Annotated in this window: 25 protein-coding genes and 1 riboswitch; of the genes, 23 read left to right on the top strand and 2 right to left on the bottom strand. The window is 29.9% G+C overall.

Annotated features, from left to right (window positions below):
• The first annotated feature begins 82 nt into the window (after positions 1–82).
• The 9 genes from saoD (at position 83) to saoL (ending at position 6,422) form a co-directional block, all read left to right on the top strand.
• Positions 83–415: a DsrE-related protein SaoD gene (gene saoD, locus IC174_RS09690; RefSeq protein WP_227482812.1), complete on the top strand. Its 333-nt coding sequence runs from the start codon at positions 83–85 to the stop codon at positions 413–415.
• Positions 416–502: 87 nt separating this feature from the next.
• Complete coding sequence (gene saoT, locus IC174_RS09685) at positions 503–760, top strand: thioredoxin-like (seleno)protein SaoT (RefSeq protein ID WP_255612853.1); 258 nt, start codon at positions 503–505, stop codon at positions 758–760.
• A 26-nt stretch (positions 761–786) separates the two neighbouring features.
• Complete coding sequence (gene saoE, locus IC174_RS09680) at positions 787–1,872, top strand: efflux transporter SaoE (RefSeq protein ID WP_227482810.1); 1,086 nt, start codon at positions 787–789, stop codon at positions 1,870–1,872.
• Positions 1,865–2,323 (top strand): Cys-Cys-COOH (seleno)protein SaoC, encoded by a 459-nt coding sequence (gene saoC / locus IC174_RS09675; RefSeq protein WP_227482809.1) that lies wholly within the window; start codon positions 1,865–1,867, stop codon positions 2,321–2,323. The genes saoE and saoC overlap by 8 nt, the downstream gene beginning before the upstream one ends.
• Positions 2,324–2,358: 35 nt before the next feature.
• Positions 2,359–3,447 (top strand): ABC transporter substrate-binding subunit SaoX, encoded by a 1,089-nt coding sequence (gene saoX, locus IC174_RS09670; protein WP_227482808.1) that lies wholly within the window; start codon positions 2,359–2,361, stop codon positions 3,445–3,447.
• 4 nt (positions 3,448–3,451) lie between these two features.
• Positions 3,452–4,249: an ABC transporter substrate-binding (seleno)protein SaoB gene (gene saoB, locus IC174_RS09660; RefSeq protein WP_255612854.1), complete on the top strand. Its 798-nt coding sequence runs from the start codon at positions 3,452–3,454 to the stop codon at positions 4,247–4,249.
• Positions 4,210–5,016, top strand: a complete 807-nt coding sequence (gene saoP / locus IC174_RS09655) for an ABC transporter permease subunit SaoP (RefSeq protein ID WP_255625498.1) — start codon at positions 4,210–4,212, stop codon at positions 5,014–5,016. Before saoB ends, saoP begins: the two co-directional genes overlap by 40 nt.
• Positions 5,016–5,768, top strand: a complete 753-nt coding sequence (gene saoA / locus IC174_RS09650) for an ABC transporter ATP-binding protein SaoA (protein ID WP_227482806.1) — start codon at positions 5,016–5,018, stop codon at positions 5,766–5,768. The genes saoP and saoA overlap by 1 nt, the downstream gene beginning before the upstream one ends.
• Before the next feature lie 12 nt (positions 5,769–5,780).
• On the top strand, positions 5,781–6,422 hold the full coding sequence (gene saoL, locus IC174_RS09645) for a MerB-like organometallic lyase SaoL (protein WP_255625497.1): 642 nt from the start codon (positions 5,781–5,783) through the stop codon (positions 6,420–6,422).
• A gap of 127 nt (positions 6,423–6,549) precedes the next feature.
• On the opposite strand, the gene yidA is transcribed toward saoL, so the two are convergent.
• On the bottom strand, positions 6,550–7,371 hold the full coding sequence (yidA, locus tag IC174_RS09635; protein ID WP_227482804.1) for a sugar-phosphatase: 822 nt from the start codon (positions 7,369–7,371) through the stop codon (positions 6,550–6,552).
• Positions 7,372–7,877: 506 nt separating this feature from the next.
• On the opposite strand from yidA, the gene IC174_RS09630 reads away from it, so the two are divergent.
• From IC174_RS09630 to IC174_RS09580, 11 genes are all read left to right on the top strand, one after another.
• Positions 7,878–9,572 carry a M3 family oligoendopeptidase gene (locus tag IC174_RS09630; RefSeq protein WP_227482803.1) on the top strand — a complete coding sequence of 565 codons (1,695 nt, stop codon included), beginning with the start codon at positions 7,878–7,880 and terminating at the stop codon, positions 9,570–9,572.
• Positions 9,573–9,891: 319 nt separating this feature from the next.
• Positions 9,892–10,002, top strand: a riboswitch (glycine riboswitch).
• A 103-nt stretch (positions 10,003–10,105) separates the two neighbouring features.
• Positions 10,106–10,477 carry a GrdX family protein gene (locus IC174_RS09625; RefSeq protein WP_227432679.1) on the top strand — a complete coding sequence of 124 codons (372 nt, stop codon included), beginning with the start codon at positions 10,106–10,108 and terminating at the stop codon, positions 10,475–10,477.
• A 97-nt stretch (positions 10,478–10,574) separates the two neighbouring features.
• Positions 10,575–11,522, top strand: a complete 948-nt coding sequence (gene trxB / locus IC174_RS09620) for a thioredoxin-disulfide reductase (RefSeq protein ID WP_227432680.1) — start codon at positions 10,575–10,577, stop codon at positions 11,520–11,522.
• Between the two features lie 76 nt (positions 11,523–11,598).
• Entirely contained in the window at positions 11,599–11,916 is a 318-nt protein-coding gene (gene trxA, locus IC174_RS09615; protein WP_227432681.1) for a thioredoxin TrxA, read from the top strand.
• Between the two features lie 268 nt (positions 11,917–12,184).
• A complete protein-coding gene (locus IC174_RS09610) occupies positions 12,185–13,471 on the top strand; it encodes a glycine/sarcosine/betaine reductase component B subunit (protein WP_227482802.1) in 1,287 nt (428 codons plus the stop codon).
• A 134-nt stretch (positions 13,472–13,605) separates the two neighbouring features.
• Positions 13,606–14,079 carry a glycine/sarcosine/betaine reductase complex selenoprotein A gene (gene grdA, locus IC174_RS09605; protein WP_227432683.1) on the top strand — a complete coding sequence of 158 codons (474 nt, stop codon included), beginning with the start codon at positions 13,606–13,608 and terminating at the stop codon, positions 14,077–14,079.
• 31 nt (positions 14,080–14,110) lie between these two features.
• Entirely contained in the window at positions 14,111–15,421 is a 1,311-nt protein-coding gene (gene grdB, locus IC174_RS09600) for a glycine reductase complex selenoprotein B (RefSeq protein WP_227432684.1), read from the top strand.
• A gap of 247 nt (positions 15,422–15,668) precedes the next feature.
• On the top strand, positions 15,669–17,201 hold the full coding sequence (gene grdC, locus IC174_RS09595; RefSeq protein WP_227432685.1) for a glycine/sarcosine/betaine reductase complex component C subunit beta: 1,533 nt from the start codon (positions 15,669–15,671) through the stop codon (positions 17,199–17,201).
• Between the two features lie 10 nt (positions 17,202–17,211).
• Positions 17,212–18,357: a glycine/sarcosine/betaine reductase complex component C subunit alpha gene (gene grdD, locus IC174_RS09590; protein WP_227482801.1), complete on the top strand. Its 1,146-nt coding sequence runs from the start codon at positions 17,212–17,214 to the stop codon at positions 18,355–18,357.
• A gap of 347 nt (positions 18,358–18,704) precedes the next feature.
• On the top strand, positions 18,705–19,784 hold the full coding sequence (locus tag IC174_RS09585) for a M24 family metallopeptidase (protein WP_227482800.1): 1,080 nt from the start codon (positions 18,705–18,707) through the stop codon (positions 19,782–19,784).
• Positions 19,785–19,897: 113 nt separating this feature from the next.
• A complete protein-coding gene (locus IC174_RS09580; protein ID WP_227482799.1) occupies positions 19,898–20,506 on the top strand; it encodes a hypothetical protein in 609 nt (202 codons plus the stop codon).
• Between the two features lie 186 nt (positions 20,507–20,692).
• Here the strand turns inward: IC174_RS09580 and IC174_RS09575 are convergent, their stop codons facing one another.
• Positions 20,693–21,565 carry a LysR family transcriptional regulator gene (locus IC174_RS09575; RefSeq protein ID WP_227432689.1) on the bottom strand — a complete coding sequence of 291 codons (873 nt, stop codon included), beginning with the start codon at positions 21,563–21,565 and terminating at the stop codon, positions 20,693–20,695.
• 427 nt (positions 21,566–21,992) lie between these two features.
• Between IC174_RS09575 and IC174_RS09570 the strand changes: the two genes are divergently transcribed.
• Genes IC174_RS09570 through IC174_RS09560 form a run of 3 tightly spaced genes read left to right on the top strand, consistent with a single transcriptional unit; the run spans position 21,993 to position 26,390 of the window.
• Entirely contained in the window at positions 21,993–23,396 is a 1,404-nt protein-coding gene (locus IC174_RS09570) for a hypothetical protein (protein WP_227482798.1), read from the top strand.
• Between the two features lie 26 nt (positions 23,397–23,422).
• The gene (locus tag IC174_RS09565; protein WP_227482797.1) at positions 23,423–24,967 is read left to right on the top strand and encodes an acetyl-CoA hydrolase/transferase family protein; all 1,545 of its coding nucleotides are present in this window, start codon (positions 23,423–23,425) and stop codon (positions 24,965–24,967) included.
• A gap of 31 nt (positions 24,968–24,998) precedes the next feature.
• Positions 24,999–26,390, top strand: coding sequence for an aldehyde dehydrogenase family protein (locus IC174_RS09560; RefSeq protein ID WP_227482796.1), 1,392 nt, complete (start codon positions 24,999–25,001; stop codon positions 26,388–26,390).
• Positions 26,391–26,448 lie beyond the last annotated feature (58 nt).

The raw sequence follows: 26,448 nt of genomic DNA, 5'->3' as shown, positions 1-26,448 counted from the left end.
TAAATACGAATAAACTTATAATATAATTACATATGTAAAATTTTGTATAAAATTTAGATAAAAAAGTATAGGGGGAATAAAAATGAAAGTAGCTTATATTTTTAGTAGTACTAACGCACATAAAATTCTAGACAAAATGATAATACCACAATTAGAACAAGGAACTCATGGAGTAGATGTCCTAGGTATGTTTTTCTTTATGGATAATACCTTATTTTTGTCTAAAGGTAACCTAGTGGGAGAAAGATTAAGTAAATTACATGAAAAGACAGATATGATAATAATGGCTTGTGACCAGTGTGCTATAGAAAGAGGGATAGAGGATAATTTGGTCGATGGAGCTACAATTGGATGTTTCCCAAATTTATATGCTTGTTTAGGTGGTGCAGGTGTAGACCAAGTTATAACATTATAAAATCTTGCGGAATACAATCCATAGAAAAAATTTTTCTGTGGATTATTTTAAGTAAAAGATAAATTGTTTAGAGTAGGGGATGAACAAATGTCTAAAATTTTAGTTGAATTCATAAATACTTGACCATCTTGTGATGAGCATGGAGTGTTTATAAAAAAAATTTCTGAGAAGTATACTGACAAGTTAGAAGTAAAACTTTACCAAGCAGGTAAAGATTTCTCATATGTCAAGAAGTATGGAATCATAACAAAAGGAACCTTAATAATAAACCAAAAAAAGAAGTATGATAGATTAAACAAAGATACCATTGAAAAGGCAATAGTAGAAGCTATAAATAATAGTTAAAAGTTTAAAAATTAGGAGCAGTAAAAATGAATATATTAGAAATTGTTTTAAGTGGAGTGAAAAACACTGTGGTAGCTTCTATAGTTACACTAAATGGAGCATCAGGATGGCTTATGATAAGTTTTATATTGGCAGGAGTTCTTCACAATGTTTTAACGCCAAAAAGGTTTCAAAAGCAACTTGGAAATAAGAAGTTTTCTTCTCTGATTAAAAGCACTATTTCAGGAATGTTTTTACCAATTTGTAGTTGTGGCGTAATACCATTGGGCATAAGTATGTACTATTCCGGAGCATACTTAGGGCCAGTACTTGCCTTTATGACATCAACTCCAATAATAAATCCAATAGCTGTAGTTCTTTGTTTAGGTCTTTTGGGACCTAAAATTACAATCATTTATCTTATATCTGGATTTTTAGTACCATTTTTAGTAGGAGTTTTGGGGAATACCTTTGGAAAAGAAGAATTATTTTTGCAAAATGACTCAGATGAAGAAGCTATAGAATTAGAAGAAGAAAAGAGAAGCTTTATAGAAAATATGGTTGATGGGCTTAAATGGTCCTTTGGAGAGTTAGCACTTACTATTAGTAAATATGTAATAATGGGAATGCTTTTTGCGGGATTTATAACAACAATTTTTCCAAATAGTATAATTCAAAAATACTTAGGAAATCCAGGTTTACTATCTCTTGGAAGTATATCAATACTTGCATGTGTTATGTATGTATGTGCTGTAGGACATATTCCATTTATAGCAGCCCTTGTTGCAAGTGGAGCATCTCCTGGGATAGCGATAACATTTTTGATAGCTGGTGCAGCGACAAACTTACCAGAACTTATAAGTATGTGTAAACTTATTGGAAAAAGAACAGTTGTTATATACTCAGTTACACTAACACTCTGTTCAATAATAATAGGTTATATAACCAATTTACTTTTGGCAAACAACAATACTGTGAATTTAGAGACAACAAATTCTTCAATACAATTAGCAAATAAACTAATGTTAAATATACCAGATAGTTTTGAATATATATGCACTATTTTGATTATTTTATTTGCACTTAAAGCAGTAATACCAAAGATGAAAGAGGTCATAGGAAATCATGCTTAAAAAGGTAGTTATAATATCATGTGTAGTAATTGCATTAATAGTCTTATCAAGGGTAGTAGATGATAACCTTAAACAAAATGACTCTATTCCAAATGTAAATCAAGAAACATTAACATATTTCAAGAAAAATCATAAGGAAGATATAATAACCTGTGCTGAAGAAGACTTAAATAATGATGGAAAAAAAGATTTAGTAGTTATATATAAAAAAGGTAATAATTCAAATGAAATGGCAGTGGTAGTTTCTGATGAGGAGAGCCATTATATAACAAAACCAATACCAGCACCTATAGAGAATCAAACTATAACTTTTAAAAATATTGATGAGAAGCCACCAATAGAAGTAATAGTGTCAGGTTCTAAAAATGGCAATGTAGGATACGCTATTTATAGAGTAGAGGGTAAAAAACTTGTCGATTTATTTGGAGAAGATATGGACAAGTGTTGCTAAAAATAAAAATAATACATAAAAGAGGGGAAATTGAAATGAAAGTATCTAAAAAGATTCAAGCATTAATCTTAGTTAGTGCAGTGGGGGCATTTATATTAACTGGATGTAGCAGTAAACCAAAGGAAGAGGGGAAAAAAGCTGGAAAAGATGATTATGCGATAACAGTAGGGTATTATAATTGTGACCATATGACAGCTGGACCAGTAGCAGAAGCAGCAGGAATATATAAAGATTTAGGTCTTAATGTAAAAACTGTTGGGAATGGTAAAGTTCCTGAAGCCATGGCAGCAGGTAAGATGGATGCTGGTTATATAGGAACAAAGGGTCTAGTAGGAGCTATACCTAAAGGTTCACCAATAACAATAGCAGCAAATAATCACACTGGTGGGTCTGAATATTTAATAGTTTCAAATGATATAAAAGAACCTAAGGATTTAGTGGGCAAAAAAATTGCAACAGATATGAGTGATTTCTTATGGATAAGTGATTATGGTCCAGAAACAGGTTTACCAACTGACCCATCAAAATATGAAGTTGTAAATATGGATTCAGATAAAGATAAATATTTAGCTCTTAAAACTGGAAAGATACAAGCATTTACATCTTGTGACCCTTGGGGTTCTGTAGCTGAAAATGATGGAGTAGGAAAAATAATAGCATCAACTCAATATAAAGAAAAAGCTAATAATAAAGAATATAACTGTTGTTCATTCTCATTAAATAAAAACTTTATAAAAGAGCACCCAGACTTAGCAAAAAAATTGGTTTTAGCTCATACTAAAGCAATAGAATATATATATACAAATCCAGCAGAAGCAGCTAAAATATTTGCAAAATATTATAATGTAGAAGAAGAAGTTGCACTTAGAACTATTTATAAAAAGACAGTTGGAGAAGGTAGAACGCTTACTTGGAAAGTTACAGGAGAAGAATACAAAAACAATTTACAAATGTATAAAGATTTAAAGGCATTAGATGAGATACCTAAATATGAAGATACAATTGATACAAGCTTATTAGATTCTTGTGGGGCAGACGACTTTGATAAGTTTATAAAAGAAAAAGTTAATCCCGAATTTCCAGAAGGTATGAGTTATGAAGATTGGAAAGCAAAGGTATTATAAATAAATGGAGAGAATAAAAAATATAATAATACTTTTTGTCATTATTTTAGGAAGTATATTTATAATATTTTTTAATTTTGAAGATAAAGAAGAAATAAAAGGAAAATTAAGAATAGGGGTATCTGATGATACCTCTGGTTTTGTAATAAATTATATGATAAACAAAGATTACTTTGAAAGCATAAAAGTAAGTGATGTAATGGAGACTTTTACAATTAATGATTGCTGAGCAAGTACAATGCAATGGGCTCTGAGTTCAGAGGAAATAGATATAGCAATCATATGTAAAGACGCAGCAAAACAGTATATAAATGCAACTAGTGAGTTTGAAATTGTTGGTACAGTAGTTCAAAATTCAGATATATTTTTATTAAAGAAGAACAATCCTCAAAAAATAGGAATAATTCAAAATAGAAATTATCAATCTGAATTAGTAAAAAAATACTATGAAAATATAAAAGTTTCTCCATTATTAGGGACAGCACTAGCATATGGGCTAGAAAGTAATTTAGTAGATGGTGTTGTAATAGACTGTATAAAAGCAATTGGATTAGAAGGCGAAAAAAAATCTACAGCTAAATTAGGTGACTATGATACCTATGTATTAGTTGTGAATAAGGAGTTTGAGAAAAGCAAGTCGTATAGTGATTTTATAAAACTATACAATAAAAGTGTTGATAATTTAAGGAAAGAAACTATATTTAAAAAAGCATTAAAAGAGTATAAGAATATAAGAAATATAGATATGGAGGAAATAAGAAGTTGGAAATTAAAATTTCTAAAGATAGAGGAGATACAATAGCTAAGAAAAAATCTAAAAGTAGTATGGACATTTTATATAAAATAATACTTTTAGTTAGTATATTTTTAGTCTGGCATTTTGCAGCAAAAGATATAGGGAGTTCTTTATTGCTCCCAATGCCAGTAGATGTAATAAAAGGTTTCTTTTACTGTGTGACAGATGTAGAGACAGTGACTAATCTGTTTATAACATTGCAAAGAGTGCTTAAAGGATTTATGTATGCATTATTGTTTGGACTTCCAATAGGATTTATTATGGGATTTTCTAAGACTTTTGAAAAGCTTTTATCTCCAGTAGTAGATTCTGTAAGACAAGTTCCTATAATGGCGTGGGTTCCTCTTACAATAGTATGGTTTGGCATAGGGGATGGTCCAACAATATTTTTAATAGCTTTTTCAGGAGTTTTTCCTATAATTTTAAATACTATTCAAGGTGTAAGAGCAATATCAAAGGATTATTATAATGCAGCTAGAAGTATGGGGGCATCGCCAATTGTAATATTTGCAAATGTAATAGTACCAGCATCTCTTCCAGATATATTGACTGGTTCAAGAATTGCCATAAGTACAGGATGGATGTCTGTTATCTGAGCCGAGTTCATAGCTACGAGTGCCGGTCTCGGTTACTCCATGGTACAAGCTCAGACATTGATGCATACAGATGTATTAATTGGGTTTATGATATTTGCAGCTTTAATAGGATTTATAATAGATAGAGTACTAAAATTTATAAATAAAATCCTTTGTAGATGGAGGTTTGCAGATTAATGAAATTAAGTGTGAGAGATATAAATAAAACATTTGTAAATAGCAAAATACATACAAAGGTTTTGGAAGATATAAGTATAGATATAGAAAATGGTCAATTTGTTTGTCTTTTAGGACCATCAGGATGTGGAAAAACAACTTTACTTACTATAATAGGTGGATTTCAAAAGGCAGAAAGTGGAGATGTCTTTATAAATGATAAAATAGTTAAAAAACCAGGTATAGATAGAGCTTTCATATTTCAAAACTACGCTCTATTTCCTTGGAAGACTATAAGGGGCAATGTTTTATTTCCTATGAAACAGCAGAAAATACCAAAAGAAAAGAGAGAAGAAATGTTGGAAGAGCTTTTGGTTATGTCTGATTTAAAAGGGAAAGAAAATCTGTTTCCTCATCAATTGTCTGGAGGAATGAAACAAAGAGTTGCTATGATAAGAGCTTTAGCATGTAATCCTGAAGTATTATTAATGGATGAACCACTAGGAGCAGTTGATTTTCAAATGAGACAAAACTTACAAGAAGAACTTGAAAGAATATGGACAAAAAAGAAAATAACTGCATTAATGGTAACTCATGATGTTGATGAAGCTGTATATATGAGTGATAGAGTTATAGTAATGTCAAGGGATAAGGGAAGAATTCTTGACGATATAAATATAGACATTCCAAGACCTAGGGCTAGAGGGAGCCAAGAATATGAAGAATATAAGAATAAATTAACTGACATTTTGTCAAAATGTTATGATGTTTAAAGAGGAGTAGAAATGAGTCAAATAGAAAAATACAATAGTTTAAATGACACACAACGAAAGATAAGAATATCTATTATGGATATGATAATAGATAATTGTTCTAGTGTTACACTTAAAGAAGTAATTGAACATATAAGTATAAATTTAAGCTTAGAAAAAGAATATCTAGAAACTACACTAAACCATTTTATTGATAAAAATATAATGGTTGTTGATGGAGATAGCATAAATTTTATATATCCAGTATCAGCATTACCTACTAATCATAAAGTTACATTAAGTGATAATAGAAGCTTCAGTGCAATGTGTGCTATAGATGCAATAGGAACTTCTTGCACATTTAATCAAGATGTAAGAATAAATTCTATTTGTAGTGCCACAAGTAAAGAAATAGAAATATTTATAAAAGATGAAAAAATTGAATATGTAAACAATCCAGATTTAAGAGTGCTTCATATAAACCTTGATAAGCATTCAAATTGGGCAGCAAGTTGCTGAAATGTAATGAATTTCTTCTGGACGAAGAATGATTTTGATGCATGGACAAAAGAAGCTGGATTATCAGATGATGAAGATATATATTGCTTGGACATTAATGAAGCAATAGTAGAGTCGTATAAAATATTTAAACTTGAACAAAAAGTATTAGTATAGAAATGTACCTATCAAAAACTAAAAATATCCTTTAGACAAAATATCCATACAATATACACTATTAGTATTTAACATATATATGAGATGGATTTAAATCTAAAGGGATATTTTTAGTTTTTATAGATATTTAGATAGCTTTATTAAGTATATATTTGTTTATAACCTTTGCAACTCCATTTTCATTGTTGGTATCAGTAACATAATCAGCAATTTCTTTTATGCTACTACGTGCATTTCCCATAGCCACACCAAGTCCTGCATATTTTATCATATGTTGGTCATTTTCTTCATCACCAACAGCAATAGCATTTTCTATAGGTATATTTAGATTATTACATAATGTTTGAAGTGCAGTACCCTTATTAGTAGTTTTACCTAAAAATTCTAAATAAAAGGGAGCAGACCTTACTATAGTATATCTATTGAATAAATTCTTAGGAAGTTGTTTTATAATTTCTTCTAATCTTTCTGGTTCATCAACTATCATAACCTTACAGATTTTAATAGATTTATCAATTTTATCTTTATGTATATATTTAACTTCTATATCATTCAATTTAGCTTCATGAAGTGTGTACTTACCAGGAATTTCGTTTGGAGTAACTAAATTTGTCATGGTATTTATGTGTATTTTGGTATTATATTTTTTGCAAACATTGTTGTATATAAAATCAAAGTCGTCTAAAGTCATCTCTACATTATGTATTATTTTTTCATTTTTAACCTCTTGAATCATAGCTCCATTGAAGCATATAACATAATCACCTTCATCTGTTAGATTTAATTGATTTAAAAGTCCTTTGACACCAGGAAGGGGTCTACCTGTTGTTATAACTACTTTAGCTCCAGCTTTCTTTGCTTCTTGAATAGATTCAAATACTTCAGGAGTAACTTTTCTTTTTGTATTTAATATTGTTCCATCAATATCTAGTGCGATTAATTTGTACATATCAACCTCCAGTAATTTATATCCTCAATTTCCTAATAAAAACGTTGACACAACTAGTGTTGAACAAAATTTCAGTAGAAAATTTAATGTGTATATTATTATACCAAGAGATAAGCAATTTAGAAAGTTTAATAGTATTAATTTTTTGATAAAATTATTACTTATATAACATACTTATGTAAAATTGTATCTTTTATGAGTGTATAAAAGTTAACTATAAAAAATGGCATCGTTTGCATTTTGATGTAGAGATAAGCTTATACTATAAAGGTTAATAGTTTTATATGAAAGCTTTATTAAAGTTTGTATAGTAATTAGTTTTATTCTATAAAATATTGTAATTACAATAATCATATGTTATTATTCAACATGATTATAATGTAAATATTACTCAAAATAATAATTTATAAAGTCATAGTAGTATGTAATATATGTAAATAATAGCATGTAATGCATATAAAACTATATTTATAAATAAAGAACAAATTTATAAAGGAGAGTTTTAAATGAAGTTTTCAGAGTTTAAGTATGAAAGACCAAATTATGATAGTATAAAAAAAGAGTTTTTAAAGTGTGTAGAGGAAATAGATAATTCTTGTTGTTATGATGAACAACAAGAAAATATACATAAAATTAATTTTTTGAGAAATAAAATAGAAACGTTGTCAAACATAGCATCTATAAGATACAGTATAAATACTCTTAATAAACTCTATCAAGAGGAAAAAAAATATTGGGACGAATACATGCCTTTATATGAAGAATTAAATTCATATTTTTATAATGTTATAGTAAATTCTAAATTTAAATCTAATTTAAAAAAAGAATTTGGAGAACAATTTTTTACAATAGTGGATTATTCTTTAAAAAGTTTTTCTAAAGAGATAATAAAGGAATTACAAGAAGAAAATAAATTGTGTTCAGAGTATACTAAACTTTTAGCATCTGCACAGATAATGTTTGAAGGAGAAGAGAGAAATTTATCTGGAATGGGAATGTTTATGTGTTCTAAGTCTAGAAAAACAAGGGAATTAGCGAATAAGGCATATTATAATTTCTTTGAAGAAAATGAACCTAAATTTGATGATATATTTGATAAATTAGTTAAACTGAGAGATAAAATAGCAAAAAAACTAGGTTTTAAAAACTTTGTAGAGCTTGGATATATTAGAATGATGAGAAGTAATTACAGAGAAGATAGGATTGAAAATTTTAGAAAACAAGTATTAAAATATATTGTACCACTGGCTGATGAACTTTATGAAAAGCAAGCTAAGAGAACAGGTCTAGAATCTTTGAGTTACATAGATGAAGGCTTAGAATTTTTAACAGGAAATCCAACGTTAAAGGGCAATGCAGAATACATAATTGAAAATGGAAAAAGAATGTATGCTGAATTATCTAAAGAAACTGGTGAATTTTTTTATTTTATGTTAGAAAACGAACTTATGGATTTAGAAACAAAGAAAGGAAAAGGGGCTGGTGGGTATTGTACTTATATACCAGACTACAAGTCGCCATTTATTTTTTCTAACTTTAATCAAACATCTGATGATATAGATGTATTGACACATGAGGCAGGTCATGCATTTCAATTGTATATGTCCAGATGGATTGAAATGCCAGAGATTAATTTTCCTACACTGGATAGTTGCGAAATTCATTCAATGAGTATGGAATTTATAACATGGCCATGGATGGAGTTATTTTTTAAGGAAGACACAGATAAATACAAGTTTACTCATTTATCATCTGCAATTAAATTTATACCTTATGGAGTAGTTGTTGATGAATTTCAGCATTATATTTATAAAAATCCTAATATTGACAAATCAAAAAGAAAAGAAATATGGAGGTTTTTAGAGAAAAAATACTTACCACATAGAAAGTATGATGATAATTCTTTTTTAGAACGAGGTTGCTGGTGGTTTAAACAAGGTCACATATTTAAAAATCCTTTTTACTATATAGATTATGCATTAGCTCAAATTTGCGCATTACAATTTTGGAAAAAAATGATTAAAGACAAAGACTCTGGATGGAATGACTATATAAACATCTGTAAAGTAGGTGGAACAAAGTCATTTTTAGATATTGTAAGTATAGGAAATCTATATTCTCCATTTGACAATGATTGTATAAAATCTGTTATAGGTGATGTGAAATCATGGTTTGATGAAATAAATGACATCAATTTGTAAAAAATTATGAGAAATTTGTTCTCCCAGATTAAGAATTAAAAAAATATATCTTTCTTACAAAAATGATTATGTTTTTAATCAATATGAAATAATAAACCAAAAAAGATTTGTACTTAAAAAAAAAAGAAAATACAGGAAATATGTAATATCAACATTTGGAAAAAAAAGTAAAAATGTATACAAAATACATATAAAAAAACTATTGCAAATTTTATAGAATGTTTATATACTTAAGTCAACAGAGATAGAAAAAAGCTATTTATAAAAATAAAAAGATAAATTGCTAACTTTTCAATTTTCTGAAAATATAATAATCCGGGGGAAGAGTATGGGAGACTGCTTTATAAAAAGCGACCGAAGGGACAAATTTAATCTTACATACCCAGAAGATTAAATGAAATTCTCAGGTAAAGATGACTGTACTTGGACGGGTCTCTGAAAATGATTTTAACAGGGAAGACAAATTGGGAGATTTGTTTTTCCTGTTTTTTATTTATCGAGCAATAAATAAAAATTTGAAAGAGAGTAAAAAAATGATAATAATCACAAATAATCCAAAAGTAAAAGAAGAAGTTCAAGACAGAGAAGTTTTATTTAAAGATACAACTTATATTGGAATCTTAGAAACAAGTAGAGATTTGATACATGAAGGATATGAACTTTTATCTCATCCACTATATGGGAGTGTAAAACCAAATGAGACACCTTATAGAACAGTTATACTAAAACAAGGAAATCGTTTGGATATAAACTCTTTAACCTTAATTGAAGAAGCAATCATAACTGCAAGTAAATTTCAGAATAATAAAAAGACTCCAGCATGGACAGAAAGCGTTCAAGATGACTTTAGAGTAATCGATTATGACATATTTTATAATACAATACAAAGAATGCAGTATGAATAAATGAATTTGTTAAAAAGTTATTAAAATAGCATAAATATTAAATCTGATTTAATATTAAATAAAAATTAAGAAATTTAATTGGGGAGGATAAGTCAAAATGGAAAATGTGTATGACTTAGTAATAATTGGTTCAGGACCAGCAGGGCTTGCAGCAGGTCTTTATGGAGCAAGAGCAAAGTTGAAAACTCTAATCCTAGAAAAAGATAAGACTGGTGGGCAAATTGTAATAACACATGAAATTGCAAATTATCCAGGGTCAGTTCCAAATGCAACAGGACCAAGTCTAATAGCTAGAATGGTTGAGCAATGTAAAGAGTTCGGAGCAGAAATGTTAAGAGACAACATTGTAGATACTGAACTAGATGGAGATATAAAAGTTTTAAAAGGACAAAAGGCAGAATATAGAGCAAAAGCAGTAATAATAGGAACAGGAGCAACACCAAGAAAAATTGGTTGCCCAGGAGAAAAAGAACTTACTGGTAAAGGGGTTTCATATTGTGCAACTTGTGATGCAGATTTCTTTGAAGACTTTGAAGTCTTTGTTGTAGGTGGAGGAGACAGTGCATTAGAGGAAGCAATGTATTTAACTAAGTTTGCTAGAAAAGTAACAATTGTACATAGAAGACAAGGATTTAGATGCGCTAAAAGTGTTGAAGAAAAAGCAAAGGCTAATCCAAAGATAGAGTTTTTACTAGATACAGTAATAGAAGAAATAAAAGGTGATGGAATATTAGAATCAGTTGTATTTAAAAATAAAGTTACTGGAGAAACTCATGAATACTTTGCAGATGAAGAGGATGGAACAATGGGAGTATTTGTTTTCGTTGGATTAGATGCTCAAACTGATTTATTCAAAGGCAAAGTTGATATGGATGAAAAAGGTTACATAATAACTGATGAAGACATGAGAACTAATATACCAGGTGTATTTGCAGCAGGTGATTGCAGATCTAAGACTCTAAGACAGGTTGTAACTGCAACTAACGATGGAGCAATTGCATCTATAGTAGCTGAAAAATATATTGATGAAAAGTTTGAAAACTAAAAAGTTATAAAGTAAAGTTAATGAATAATATTTAAAATATTAAAATAAAATAAAAATTTCAAGGGGGAACATGAAAATGTTAGATTTAGATAAAAGTACTTTTGATGAAGAAGTTTTAAACGCAGAAGGTTTTGTATTTGTTGATTTCTGGAGTGAAGGTTGTGAACCTTGTAAAGCTTTAATGCCAGATGTTCATAAATTAGCTGAAACTTATGGGGATAAAATAAAATTCTGTAAAATGGATACAACAAAAGCTAGAAGATTAGCGATAAAACAAAAAGTATTAGGACTTCCAACTATGGCTATATACAAAGATGGAGAAAAAGTAGACGAAGTTACTAAGGATGATGCTACAATTACTAATATAGAAGATATGATTAAAAAATATCTTTAATATATTGATACAATATTAACAAAAACAAAGAAAAAATCGATTTAAGTCTAGAAGTAAAATAAAAAGGATTTTTATGTCTTAGTTTGTTAAAAAAATAATTTTGGATAAAATATTTTTTTTACGATAAAGAATTTTTAGTAATAAAACAAATATCAAGACATAAAAACACAATATGAAAACATCTTTAAAATAAGTTAGAAAATATTGATATAACTTTGAGAAAAACTCAAATGCATATATACAAAATTAAATAACAGGAGGTGCAAGTATGCGTCTTGAATTAGGGAAAATCTTTATAAAAGATATTCAATTTGGTGATGTAACAGAAGTGAAAGATGGAGTATTATTCATCAATAAGCAAGAGATGCTACAAGAAATTGGTGGAGATGAGCATATTAAGTCTATAGATATAGAATTAGCTCGTCCAGGTGAAAGCATAAGAATAACACCTGTAAAAGATGTTATTGAGCCAAGAGTAAAAGTTGAAGGTAATGGGGGAATATTCCCAGGTATCATGTCTAAGGTTGACACTGTAGGAGAAGGAAAAACTCATGCTTTAAAAGGTGTAGCTGTTGTAACTACTGGAAAGATAGTAGGTTTCCAAGAAGGTATAGTAGATATGACTGGAGAAGGGGCTAAATACACTCCATTTTCTAAATTAAATAATGTAGTAGTAGTAGCTGAACCTATTGATGGTTTAAAACAATACGCTCATGAGAAAGCTGTTAGAATGATAGGATTCAAAGCAGCAATGTATTTAGGAGAAGCAGCAAGAAATCTTACTCCAGACGAAGTTTCAGTGTATGAAACTAAACCTCTTCTTGAGTCAATAAAAGAGTATCCAGAACTTCCAAAAGTAGGATATGTTTACATGCTTCAAACTCAAGGATTATTACATGACACTTATGTATATGGTGTAGATGCAAAACAAATAGTACCAACTTTATTATATCCAACAGAATTAATGGACGGAGCAATTGTAAGTGGTAACTGTGTTTCTGCATGTGATAAAAATCCAAGTTATGTTCATATAAACAATGGAGTTGTTGAAGACTTATATGCAAGACATGGTAAAGATATAAATTTTGTAGGTGTAATTATAACTAATGAAAATGTTTACCTAGCAGATAAAGAAAGATCTTCAAACTGGACTTCTAAGTTATGTAAATACTTAGGATTAGACGCAGTTATAGTTTCACAAGAAGGTTTTGGAAATCCAGATACTGACCTTATAATGAACTGCAAAAAAATAGAAATGCAAGGTGTAAAAACAGTTATAGTTACAGATGAATATGCTGGACGTGATGGAGGTTCTCAATCACTTGCAGATGCAGATGTAAGAGCAGATGCTGTTGTAACAGGTGGAAATGCTAACCAAGTTGTAGTACTTCCTAAGTTAGATAAGGTAATTGGACACTTAGAAGTAGTAGATGTAATAGCTGGTGGTTCTGATGGAAGTTTAAAAGCTGATGGAACTATTGAAGTTGAAATACAAGCTATAACAGGTGCAACTAATGAAACAGGATTTGGTCATTTAACTGCTAAAGGATATTAAGAGTTATTTCATTAAACGATTTAGTAATATCATGATTGAGTAATATCAATTAAAAAGATTGTAAATAAATCTATCAAAACATAATGAATGTTATGGATATATAAATAATTAGAAATATAATGAGGAGGATTATTATGAGTTTACTTAGTAATAAAAAGGTTCTTATAATAGGTGACCGTGATGGTATACCAGGACCTGCAATAGAAGAATGTGTAAAAACAGTAGAAGGAGCAGAGGTTGTTTTCTCATCTACAGAATGCTTTGTCTGAACAGCTGCTGGGGCTATGGACTTAGAAAATCAAAACAGAGTTAAAGAAGCTGCTGATAAATTCGGAGCTGAAAATGTTGTGATTTTACTAGGTGCTGCTGAAGCCGAAGCTGCAGGTCTTGCAGCCGAAACAGTAACTGCGGGGGATCCAACTTTCGCTGGACCACTTGCTGGAGTTGCTTTAGGATTAAGTGTTTACCATGTTGTAGAGGAACAAATGAAAGAATTATTTGATGAAACTGTATATGAAGATCAAATAAGTATGATGGAAATGGTTTTAGAAGTTGAAGAAATAGCAGAAGAAATGTCTGGTATAAGAGAAGAATTTTGCAAATTTTAATGCCTAAAAGCAAAAGGGGTGAAACTAAGAGATGGGAAAACTAAGAGTAGTACATTATATTAATCAGTTCTTTGCTGGTATAGGTGGAGAAGAAAAAGCTGATACTAAGCCACATGTGGCAGAAACTTTACCTCCAATAAGTTTACAACTTGATAAATTATTAGGTGAAGATATTGAAGTAGTTGGTACAGTAGTGTGCGGAGACAGTTATTTCAATGAAAATATAGATAGCGCAAGTGAAGAAGTTTTAGCGATGATAAAAGGTTTTGAACCACAACTTTTTATAGCTGGGCCTGCCTTTAATGCTGGTAGATATGGGGTTGCTGCTGGAACAATAACTAAAGTTGTAAAAGATGCTTTAAGTATACCAGCTTTGACAGGTATGTACATTGAAAATCCAGGTGCAGATATGTTCAAAAAGGATGTTTATGTAGTAGAAACTTCTGATTCTGCAGCAGGTATGAGAAAAGCACTTCCTAAGATAGCTAAACTTGCAATAAAACTTGCTAAAGGTGAAGAAATTGGAACTCCTAAAGAAGAAGGATACATAGCTAGAGGAATAAGAGTTAACTACTTCCATGAAGACAGAGGTTCTAAGAGAGCTGTTGACATGTTAATTAAGAAAATAAAAGGCGAGTCATTTGAAACTGAATATCCAATGCCAAATTTTGATAGAGTTGACCCAAGTAATCCTGTAAAAGACTTATCAAAATGCAAAATAGCTTTAGTTACTTCTGGTGGTATAGTTCCTAAAGGAAATCCAGATAGAATAGAATCTTCTTCAGCTTCTAAATATGGAACTTATTCTATAGCAGGAGTTATGGATTTAACAGAAGAAACTTATGAAACTGCACATGGTGGATATGACCCAGTATATGCAAATTTAGATGCAGATAGAGTATTACCTGTTGATGTTCTTAGAGACTTAGAAAAAGAAGGTGTAATAGGAAAATTACATGAAACTTTCTACACAACTGTAGGTAATGGTACATCTGTTGCAAACTCTAAAAAATATGCTTCTGAAATTGGAGCAGCGTTGGTAGCTGATGGTGTAGATGCAGTAATCTTAACTTCTACATGAGGTACTTGTACTCGTTGCGGTGCAACGATGGTAAAAGAAATAGAAAAAACTGGACTTCCAGTAGTTCATATGTGTACAGTAGTACCTATTTCGTTAACAGTAGGGGCTAACAGAATAGTTCCAACTATAGCAATACCTCATCCACTTGGAAATCCAGCACTTGACCCTACAGAAGAAAAAGCCCTAAGAAGAGGCCTTGTAGAAAAAGCATTAAACGCTTTAACTACAGAAGTAGATGGTCAAACAGTATTTGAAAAATAAAAATAACACACACATATATTATATAGATAAAAATATAAACACACACTAAAAATAAAAAATAACTATACACAAAAAAATAATATAGATTTCATGAATGGGTAAATGTGAGTTATTCATTCATGAAATCTTAAAAAATACCAAAATACATAAAAAAAGAATAAAATATACAATAAAATAAAAATATAATAATTGAAGTCTTTAATGAAATTAAAATTAGGTGTTCATAAAATTTATGGAGGTGCACAAAATGACTTATCCAGTTTTAAAAGGGGCAGGCTATGTACTTATTCATACTCCAGATATGATAGTGCAAAATGGAAGTACTTGTACAGTTGAAAGAGCAACAAATCCAGATTCAGAATTTTTACAAGAAGTAGGTAATCATATAAGAAGTTATGAGGATGTAGTTAACTACATGCCAAATCAAGTTTACATAGGAAACAGAAGACCAGAAGAATTAAGAGATTTGCCAATGCCATGGTGTGAACAAAAAGTTGAGGGAACTAGAAATGGTAAATTTGGTGAAATAATGCCTCAAGATGAGTTTATAGCTTTAATGCAAATAAGTGATGCATTTGACTTAGTAAAGTTATCGCAAGAATTTATTGATGAAGTAAAACCAAAAATCGAAAATAACTACCCTGAAATTGCACCATTTGTAGGAAAATTAAAGGGTGATGATATAGAAGAAGGTAAGGAATTAGTAGCAACACACATAGCAGAAGGATTATACCATGATGGAAAATTCGTTGGCTATGTAAAAAGAGCACATGACGTAGATGTTAACTTAAATGCTCATACAATGTTTGAAAATTTAGTAGTAAAAGCATCTGGAGTTTTATCTGCTATTCAAATGCTAAGACATAGTAAAATAGACCCTGCTGAAATAGATTATGTTATTGAGTGTTCAGAAGAAGCTTGTGGAGATATAAACCAAAGAGGTGGAGGAAACTTTGCTAAATCAATAGCTGAAATAGCTGGACTTCAAAACGCAACTGGTTCTGATACAAGAGGATTTTGTGCAGCACCAACACATGCATTAATTCAAGCTGCAGCTTTAGTAAAATCTGGGATACACAAAAATGTAATGGTAGTAGCAGGTGGAGCAAGTGCTAAACTTGGAATGAATGCTAAAGACCATGTTAAAAAAGGCCTTCCTGTACTTGAAGATGTTGTTGGAGGATTTGCAGTACTTGTATCTGAAAATGATGGTGTAAACCCAGTTATAAGAACTGATTTAACAGGTAAGCATACAGTGGGAACTGGTTCTTCACCTCAAGCAGTTATGACAGCACTTATAACTTCAGGTCTTGATAGAGCTAATTTAAAAATAACAGATGTTGATGTATATTCAGTTGAAATGCAAAATCCAGATATAACTAAGCCAGCAGGAGCAGGAGATGTTCCAGAAGCAAACTACAAAATGATAGGTGCACTTGCTGTTAAGCGTGGAGACTTAGAGAAGAAAGAATTAAAAGATTTTGTGACTAATAAAGGATTACCAGGATGGGCACCAACTCAAGGACATATACCATCAGGAGCTCCTTATATAGGATTTTTAATAGATGATTTAACTACAGGAGATAGAAATAGAGCTATGATAGTTGGAAAAGGTAGTTTATTCTTAGGAAGAATGACTAATTTATTTGATGGAGTATCTTTTATAGCTGAAAGAAATACAGGTGTTACTGAAGAGACTTCAGGAATATCTAAAGATGAAATTAAGAAGATAATAGCTGAATCTATGAAAAAACTAGCATTAGATATGTTAGAAGAATAGGGGTGAGGATATGTCAAAAAAAGTAATCGCAGATGTATTCTTAGAAGTAGCTAATGCAATAGAAAGCGGCGAATTTGGCAAAAAAATAAGAATTGGTGTGACTACACTTGGAAGTGAACATGGTGTAGAGAACATAGTTAATGGTGCACACTTAGCAAAATCTAATTTATTTGATATAGTACTTATTGGTCCAAAAGTGGAAACTGACCTTGAAGTAGTTGAAGTTAATGATGAAAAAGAAATGCATGGAAAAATGGAAGAATTATTAGATTCAGGATATATAGATGCTTGTGTTACTATGCATTATAATTTTCCAATAGGAGTATCTACAGTAGGTAGAGTAATAACTCCAGCAAAAGGAAAAGAAATGATACTTGCAACAACAACAGGAACAAGTGCTACTAATAGAATAGAAGCAATGGTAAGAAATGCTATTTATGGTATTGCTACAGCTAAATCAATGGGAAATAAACATCCAAAAGTTGGAATACTTAATGTTGATGGAGCTAGACAAGTTGAAAAATGTTTAAAAGAGTTAAAAGATAATGGATATGATATAGAATTTGCAGATTCAATTAGAGCAGATGGTGGATGTGTTATGAGAGGTAATGATTTACTTGTAGGTGCACCTGATGTTATGGTTACTGATACATTATCTGGAAATATATTTATGAAAGTATTTTCTTCATATACTACAGGTGGAGACTATGAAGCTCAAGGCTTTGGGTATGGTCCTGGAGTAGGAGAAGACTATGATAGAAGAGTACTCATAGTATCAAGAGCATCAGGTTCTCCAGTAGTAGCTAATGCATTAAAATATGCTTATGATGTTGTAAAAGGAGAAATAAATAATATTGCAAGAAGTGAATTTACAAAAGTTAAAAGTGCAAAATTTGATGATATTATAGCTTCTCTTACTAAAAAAGAAGTTAAAGCTGAAAAAGTAGAAGTTAAAATGCCAGATAAAGAGGTTGTTACTCGTCAAATAGCTGGTGTTGATATAATGGACTTAGAAGATGCAGTATCTGAATTATGGAAAAATGGAATCTATGCTGAAAGTGGTATGGGTTGTACAGGGCCAATAGTTCTTGTAAATGATGCTAAAGGTGATTTAGCTGTTGAAACTTTAATCAAGGCTGGATACACTGCAAAATAAATATAAATTATACATGTAAATGAATAACATATAGTTATAGCCTTCTACGCTATAACTATATGTTATTTTTGTTACTCAACTTATATTATTTTTATTATCAAAGTAAGTATATAAAGATAATTAAATATTTATAACTGATAAAACAGAAATAGGAAGGGTTTTTATCATAGTAATATTTTTTTACTTATTTGTTGTTACTTATACTAAGTAAAAAATTAGTAGAAATGTATAAACAATATTAATAACATATGAAAAAATTTTAGAAATAAAGCATCTATAAGATAAAAAATAACATTATTAGTGATATAATATAACTAAAGCAAAAATTATTTTTTGGAGGCAAAATCATGAGTAAAGTAGAAAAAGTAGTAGAATTGTTAGAAGCTAAAGGACTTGATGCATTATACTTAACAAAAAAAACAAATGTAAATTACATAAGTGGCTTTCCTGATGAAGAAGCATATGCAGTTATTTGTAAAGATGGAAATTTTTTAGTTACTGATAGTAGATATATGGAGCTTGCTGAAAATGTTTGTAAAGGTTTTGAAATTATAAACTGGCATAATTTTGATAGAAGTGTGGCAAAAGCTGTAAAAAGTGTGTGTGATAAAGTATGTATAAAAAAGCTTGGATTTGAAAGCACAAATATAATATTTGATAAATATGAAGAACTTAAAAATTTAGTTGAACAAGATGGAGGGGAATTGATACCTACAGAAAATATTGTAGAGACTCTTAGATATGTAAAGGATGAAGAAGAAATTAAAAATACAAGAAAAGCTTGTGAAATAGCTGATAAAGCATTAGAAGAGTTAGTTCCACATATAAAAGCTGGAGTTACTGAAATAGAATTAGCTACAAAACTAGAATATTTTATGAAAATGAATGGAGCTCAAAATATAGGATTTGAAACTATATTGATATCAGGAGCAAAAACTTCATTGCTTCATGGTAAACCAAGTGACAAGGTTATAGAAAATGGTGACTTTGTACTTGTAGATTATGGAGCTATGTACAATGGATATATTTCTGATACAACTAGAACTTTTATAGTTGGAGAAGCATCTGAAAAACAATTAGAGATTTATAATTTAGTTAAAGAAGCACAAGATGTTGGAGTTGAAAACATGAAGGCTGGTGTACATGCTACAATTCCAGATGCAGAAATAAGAAAAGTTGTTAAGAAATATGAAGATTACTATTATCAAGGGATAGGACATGGGGTTGGAAGAGATGTTCATGAAGAACCTTTTATTGGTAATTATGGTGATAAAACAATAGAAGAAGGATGTATAATAACAATGGAACCAGGTATTTATTTCCCAGGATGGGGAGGAGTTAGAATAGAAGATACTGTTTTAATTACAAAAAATGGACCTGAAAGATTAACTAAATTCCCTAAAGATTTGATGATTTTAGACAAATAATTTAATTTTTATATAATTTTTTACACAAAATAATATTGTAATCTCACCATTAAGCTCTCTCTACATATCTTAGTAAAGAGGGCTTAATTTTATTATGTGAGGTGATAATATCCATGAATAAAAAACATAAGTTTATGAAAAACATAAAAAAAGCCTGGTACAAAATTAAATTGATAGATAGATGTCTTATAATTGTTATGGCAATACTCATGTTTGAATCTATATACACATTGTTTGTCAATGAAGTTAACTCACAAGATACTACTACTATTGATGTAGTGATAAGAACTACTTCAGCAGCAATATTTGGATACTTTTTAAGTGCTAATTTTATAAGTAGAACTTCAAGAAAAGTTACAAATACTGATGCATATTCAAATATTTTTATAGATGATAATTCTTCTAATAACGGTCAAGTACCAAGTCAAAATAATATAATGAATGTGAAAAATACTATTGGATTTGAGTTAGAAAGTGACAATTATCAAAATAATGATAAAAAAGTGACTGTTAATAATGATGAAGAGATTGAAAAAGGAGAAACTAGTGAATTGCAAATTGTTATAGCTACTGTGATTTGTATAGTAGCATTAATAGTACTTTTTATTGTAAGAAATTTTACAACACCAGCAACAGCATCTCTAGGAACTATTTCACAGATGAGAGATTTTGTCTCTGGATGCGTGGGTTTCTTGCTAGGTTGTCCAAGTAAACCCAATTAAAAATATGAGTATTAAAATAGGTAAAATTAATATTAAAGGTATCAGTATAATAATATTTAAGTTATGAATGTATATCATTGTAATTCTTTTGAGATAATATATTTTATTGTTATACTGATACTCAAAAATATTTATAATATTTATCAAAATATATATAATGCTGTATTTACATAATATGTAGAAATATTAATTTATATGAATAGAAGCCATATATTCAATAAAAAGTTTCATACTATGAGATATATATTGATGTTTTCTCCAAAGAACACCAATATTGGCAGTAATTGCACGTTCTAAAGGAATTGAACAGAGATTTTCGGTATTCTGGAATATTTCTTTATATAGTATCGTTGAAGCTAAATCATTTTCTAATAAATAACGAATAGTAGAAAGTTGATTTGAGTGTAAAATTATATTTGGTTTAACCTTCTCAAGTCTTTTTGTAATAATTTTGTAGTGATAAGAACCTTCAGATAGTATGACAAAAGGAATATTTTTCAACATATAGTTTGAAATAATGGACTGTTTTGCTAATTCATTTTTAGGATTTGTAACTAAATATAATTCTGTTTTATATATTGTTTTTGAATCTATATCATCATAAATATCACTATCAATTATACCAATGCAAAAATCAAGTGTAGATTCTTCAATCATTTTGGCACCCACAAAGGTTGGGACTTCAAAAATTTTAAGCTCAATATCTGGATAAATTACATTAAATCTAGGTAGTATTTTTGAAAGTAAAAAAGTACCTAAAACTGTAGGAATTCCTATTTTTAGAGATGCTTTTCTTTTTTTTCCTAAATCTAGTGCATCACTTTGAAAATCCTCAAATTGTCTCGTGAAATTTATTGCCTTATCTAAGAAAATCTTACCTTCAGGAGTTAAATCTATTTTATTACCTATTCTAAAAAAAAGTTCAAAACCGAGTTCCTTTTCTAATTCTTTAATAGCTAAGGTTATAGATGGTTGAGAAATATGAATACTTTCTGCTGCTTTAGTCATGTTTTTATATTTACAAACAGTTTGGAAATAATATAGATAATTTATGTTCATTGGTTAATAGTTCCTTTCATTTATGTAATTAGTGACAAGTATATAATTAACAACAATATAAGTTTTGTATATTATTGTAGAAAAATAGAATAGTTTTAAACTATCATATCATAAGTTTTTGATATTTTCAATCTATTAAGAATAGTGCTATTATTAAATTAACAAAAGATAATAGCTGACATAATTTAGGTAACAACTATTTAAAACCTAGTTATATCAATGAATATTAAAAATTTAACTATCTAAAAATAATTAGTATTTATGTAATTTAACTGTTAACTAAATTGTAACATAAAAAACTAATGTTAGAGGGATGAAATTTTTTTAATTAGAAATGTTAATTTAATAACAAAATATAATTTTGCAAAGTTTGCAAAGAGGGGAGAGATATATTTTTTAATAAATATCGTTAATTTAATAACAAAATATGAAAGGGAGTGGTTTGGTGAAATTTGAGTTAATGGATTTTTTAATGAACCCTTTTGTCCTTATGTTCGCTGCTGTAATTACAGGAATATTATTTGGAAAAATTAAATTTGGGAAGTTTAATTTTGGAGTGTCAGGAGCGTTATTTACAGGATTATTTATTGGATGGCTTGTGTATAGCTTAGGAAATTCAGTAATAGCAAAAGGAGAGACAGCAGCAGGGTATAAGGCAGCAACTATCATGATGGGCAATGGAATTATTTCTTCTGATTTCTTTGATTTTTTTCTAATTATATTTGTTGCAGCAGTTGGTTTATTGGCTGCTAAGGATATGAAAGCTGTACTTAAGAAGTATGGAGCTAGATTTGTAGTTTTAGGAGTGCTTATAACTTTTATAGGAGGCTCTATGACTTATGCAATGACTTTGCTATCAAGTAATAAAGGAAGTAGTGCATATGAGGTTTCTGGTGTTTATACAGGAGCACTAACAAGTTCTCCTGGTCTAGCTGCTGCTCTAGAAACAGCTGGTAAACATGCAGAAGATGTATCAAAAGAGTTTGAGAAAGCATCAATAAAAGATAAAAAAGAAATATTAAAAGTAGTTGATCCAGAGGGAAAATTGGATGTAGCTACAACTACATCACTAACTCAAGAGCAAATAGATAAGTATATCGCATATGCTGAAGCAGGTGTTGGTATAGGGCATGCAGTTGCCTATCCTTTTGGAGTATTAATAGTGATTTTAGGAGTAAATTTCCTTCCTAAAATATTTAGAATGGACCTTAGAGAAGAAAGAAGAAAATATGAAAAAGAAATGAAAGAAGCTAGAGATAGTGTTGGTGGTAAAACGATACCAGAAGTTCCATTTAATATAATAACATTTTTCTTAACATGTCTTGCTGGATATTTAGTTGGAGGAATACACGTGTTCATGGGACCATTAGGATACTTTACATTAGGGGCAACTGGTGGTTCTTTAATTGTATCTCTAATACTTGGATATATAGGTAAGATAGGTATAGTAAATTTCAGAATGGAAGAAAAAGTATTAAATATTCTAAAACAAATAGGTCTAGTATTTTTCTTAGCAATAGTTGGATTAAGATATGGTGGTAAAGTTGTTGATTCAATTATGACATCTGGGATGCATCTAGCTTTAGTAGCTATAGTAGTAGGAATTACAGCTATGATGATTGGATTTTTAGTTGGTAAGTATGTATTCAAACTAAATTGGATTTTGTTATCTGGAGCTGTCTGTGGTGGTATGACATCAACACCAGGTCTTGGAGCTGCTGTTGATGCTCTTGATAGTGATGACCCAGCAGCGGGGTATGGTGCTACCTATCCATTTGCACTGTTAACTAAAGTTATATTGGTTATAGTTTTACACAAACTTCCAATGTAAATAAGATTTTATATGGGGGGATATTTATGAATAATGAAGGAGTATTTGAAGAATTAAGCGAAAGATTAAGAAATAAAAAGTTATGTGATTTAATTATGAATGCAGATGAAGCTGCTAAACTTATAAATAATGGGATGGTTGTTGGACTTAGTGGATTCACACCTTCAGGTTACCCAAAAGCAGTACCATTAGCGGTTTCAGAAAGGGTAAAAAGTGGAGAGAAGATAAAATTGACTGTATATTCAGGAGCATCTTTAGGACCAGAAGTAGATGGAGCATGGGCAGAAGCAGGAATAATTGAAAGAAGACTTCCTTATCAAACTAATTCAATACTTAGAAACAGTATTAATAAAGGTGATGTTAATTATATAGATATGCATCTAAGTCATTCTACTCAATTTTTAAACTATAAAACTATACCTAAAGTGGATGTAGCGATAATAGAAGCACTTGCCATAACTGAAAATGGAGATATTGTACCAACTAGTGGGATAGGAAATTCACCATCTTTTGTAAAAAGTGCAGACAAAGTAATTGTTGAAATAAATCTGGCAAAACCAATGGAGATGGAAGGTATGGCAGATATATATATTACAGAAAATCCGCCAAACAGGAAACCAATAGAAATAAATCATCCTAAAGATAGAATCGGAACGACATATATACCTTGTGGTTTAGATAAGATTGCAGGAATAGTAATCACTAATATGCAAGATAAAACACGTCCATTGGGTGTTGTAGATGAAGCTTCAAAAAAAATATCAAATAATATTATTGCATTTCTTAGAGAAGAAGTAAAATCAGGTAGATTGTCAAAAAATTTACTTCCTCTTCAATCTGGTGTAGGAAGTGTAGCAAATGCAGTTTTATATGGACTATGTGAATCTGAATTTGAGAATTTAACTTGTTATACAGAGGTTGTGCAGGACTCTATGTTGGACTTAATAAGAATGGGTAAAGTTACAATGGCATCAACTACATCTGTAAGCCCATCACCAGAAGGATTAATAAAATTTGAAAATGATATAGATTTCTTTAAAGATAAGATTATATTGAGACCTCAAGAGATTAGTAACAACCCAGAAATAGCTAGAAGAATTGGTGTAATTGCAATGAATACTGCAATTGAGGTTGATATTTATGGAAATGTAAACTCAACTCATATCATGGGTTCAAAGATGATGAATGGAATCGGTGGTTCTGGTGATTTTGCTAGAAATGGAGCCATAACTATATTTAGTACTGAATCAATTGCAAAAAATGGTGATATATCATCAATAGTACCTATGGTATCTCATGTAGACCACACTGAACATGATGTAATGGTAATTGTAACAGAACAAGGATATGCTGATTTAAGAGGTCTTGCACCTAGAGAAAGAGCTATTAAGATAATAGAAAATTGTGTTCATCCAGATTATAAAGATCAACTTATGGATTACCTAAATAGAGCATGTCAAAATGGAGCAAAACAAACTCCTCATATATTAGACGAAGCTTTATCATGGCATAGTAAATTTATGAGTACAGGTACAATGAAGAAGTCAGAAACTTTTGAAAGTGCATTATAAAAATATTTAATAAATTGGAGGAATATTAAAAATGGAAAAAGCAGTAGAAAACTTTGAAGATTTAAGCAAAGAATATATTAATGGATACATTGAGAGGGCTAGAAAAGCTCAAAGGGAGTTTGAATGTTATACTCAAGAACAAGTGGATAAAATAGTGAAGATAGTTGGAAAGGTAGTATACTATAACGCCGAATATTTAGCTAAACTTGCAGTAGAAGAAACTGGAATGGGTGTATATGAAGATAAAGTAGCTAAAAATAAAAGTAAAGCGAAAGTTATATATAATAATTTAAAAGATAAGAAATCAGTTGGTATAATTGATATAGATAGAGAAACAGGAATAACAAAAGTAGCTAAACCAATTGGAGTTGTAGCAGCAATAACTCCTTGTACAAATCCAATAGTTACACCTATGAGTAATGCTATGTTTGCATTAAAGGGAAGAAATGCAATTATTATAACACCACATCATAAAGCAATTGGATGTAGTACTAAGACTGTTGATATGATTAATGAAGAATTAGAAAAAATAGGAGCACCAGAAAATCTAATACAAATACTTGACCAACAATCAAGAGAAAATACGAGAAATTTAATTTCATCAGCAGATGTAGTAATTGCTACTGGTGGAATGGGAATGGTAAGAGCTGCATATTCAAGTGGAAAACCAGCTCTTGGTGTAGGAGCAGGAAATGTCCAATGTATTATAGACAGAGATGTAGATATTAAAGAAGCAGTACCTAAAATCATAGCTGGAAGAATATTTGATAATGGTATAATTTGCTCAGGTGAGCAATCAGTGATAGTGGCAGAAGAAATGTTTGATAAAGTAATGGATGAATTTGAAAGTAACAAAGGATTTATAGTTAGAGATAATGCACAAAAAGAAGCTTTTAGAAATGCCATGTTTGTGAATAAATCTATGAATAAAGATGCAGTAGGACAATCAGTTCATGCAATCGCAAACATTGCAGGAGTTGAAATACCAAAAGATACAAAAATAATAGTAATAGAAGCAGATGGACCAGGTGAAGAAGACATACTTGCAAAAGAAAAAATGTGTCCAGTTATATCTGCATATAAGTATAAAGACTTTGAAGAAGGAGTAGCTATTGCAAAAGCAAATCTAAATGTAGAAGGAAAAGGACATAGTGTATCTATACATTCAAATACAATTAAGAACATAGAATATGCAGGAGAAAATATAGAAGTATCAAGATTTGTAATTAATCAATGTTGTGCTACAAGTGCTGGAGGAAGCTTCTTTAATGGTCTTGCACCTACAAATACCTTAGGTTGTGGTTCTTGGGGAAATAATAGTATTTCTGAAAATCTTGACTACAAACATTTAATTAATATTTCTAGAATTGCTTATTATATGCCAGAAAATGAAGTGCCTACAGATGAAGAACTTTGGGGATAAAATTCAAATATAAAAAAGTATTCATTCTAAATTAAAATAGAAATATATTTTAATTTAG

This window comes from Clostridioides sp. ES-S-0001-03, from assembly GCF_020676075.1.
GTDB lineage: Bacteria > Bacillota > Clostridia > Peptostreptococcales > Peptostreptococcaceae > Clostridioides.
Note: the sequence above shows the minus strand (reverse complement) of the source record. Positions and strands in the feature narration are given on the sequence as shown.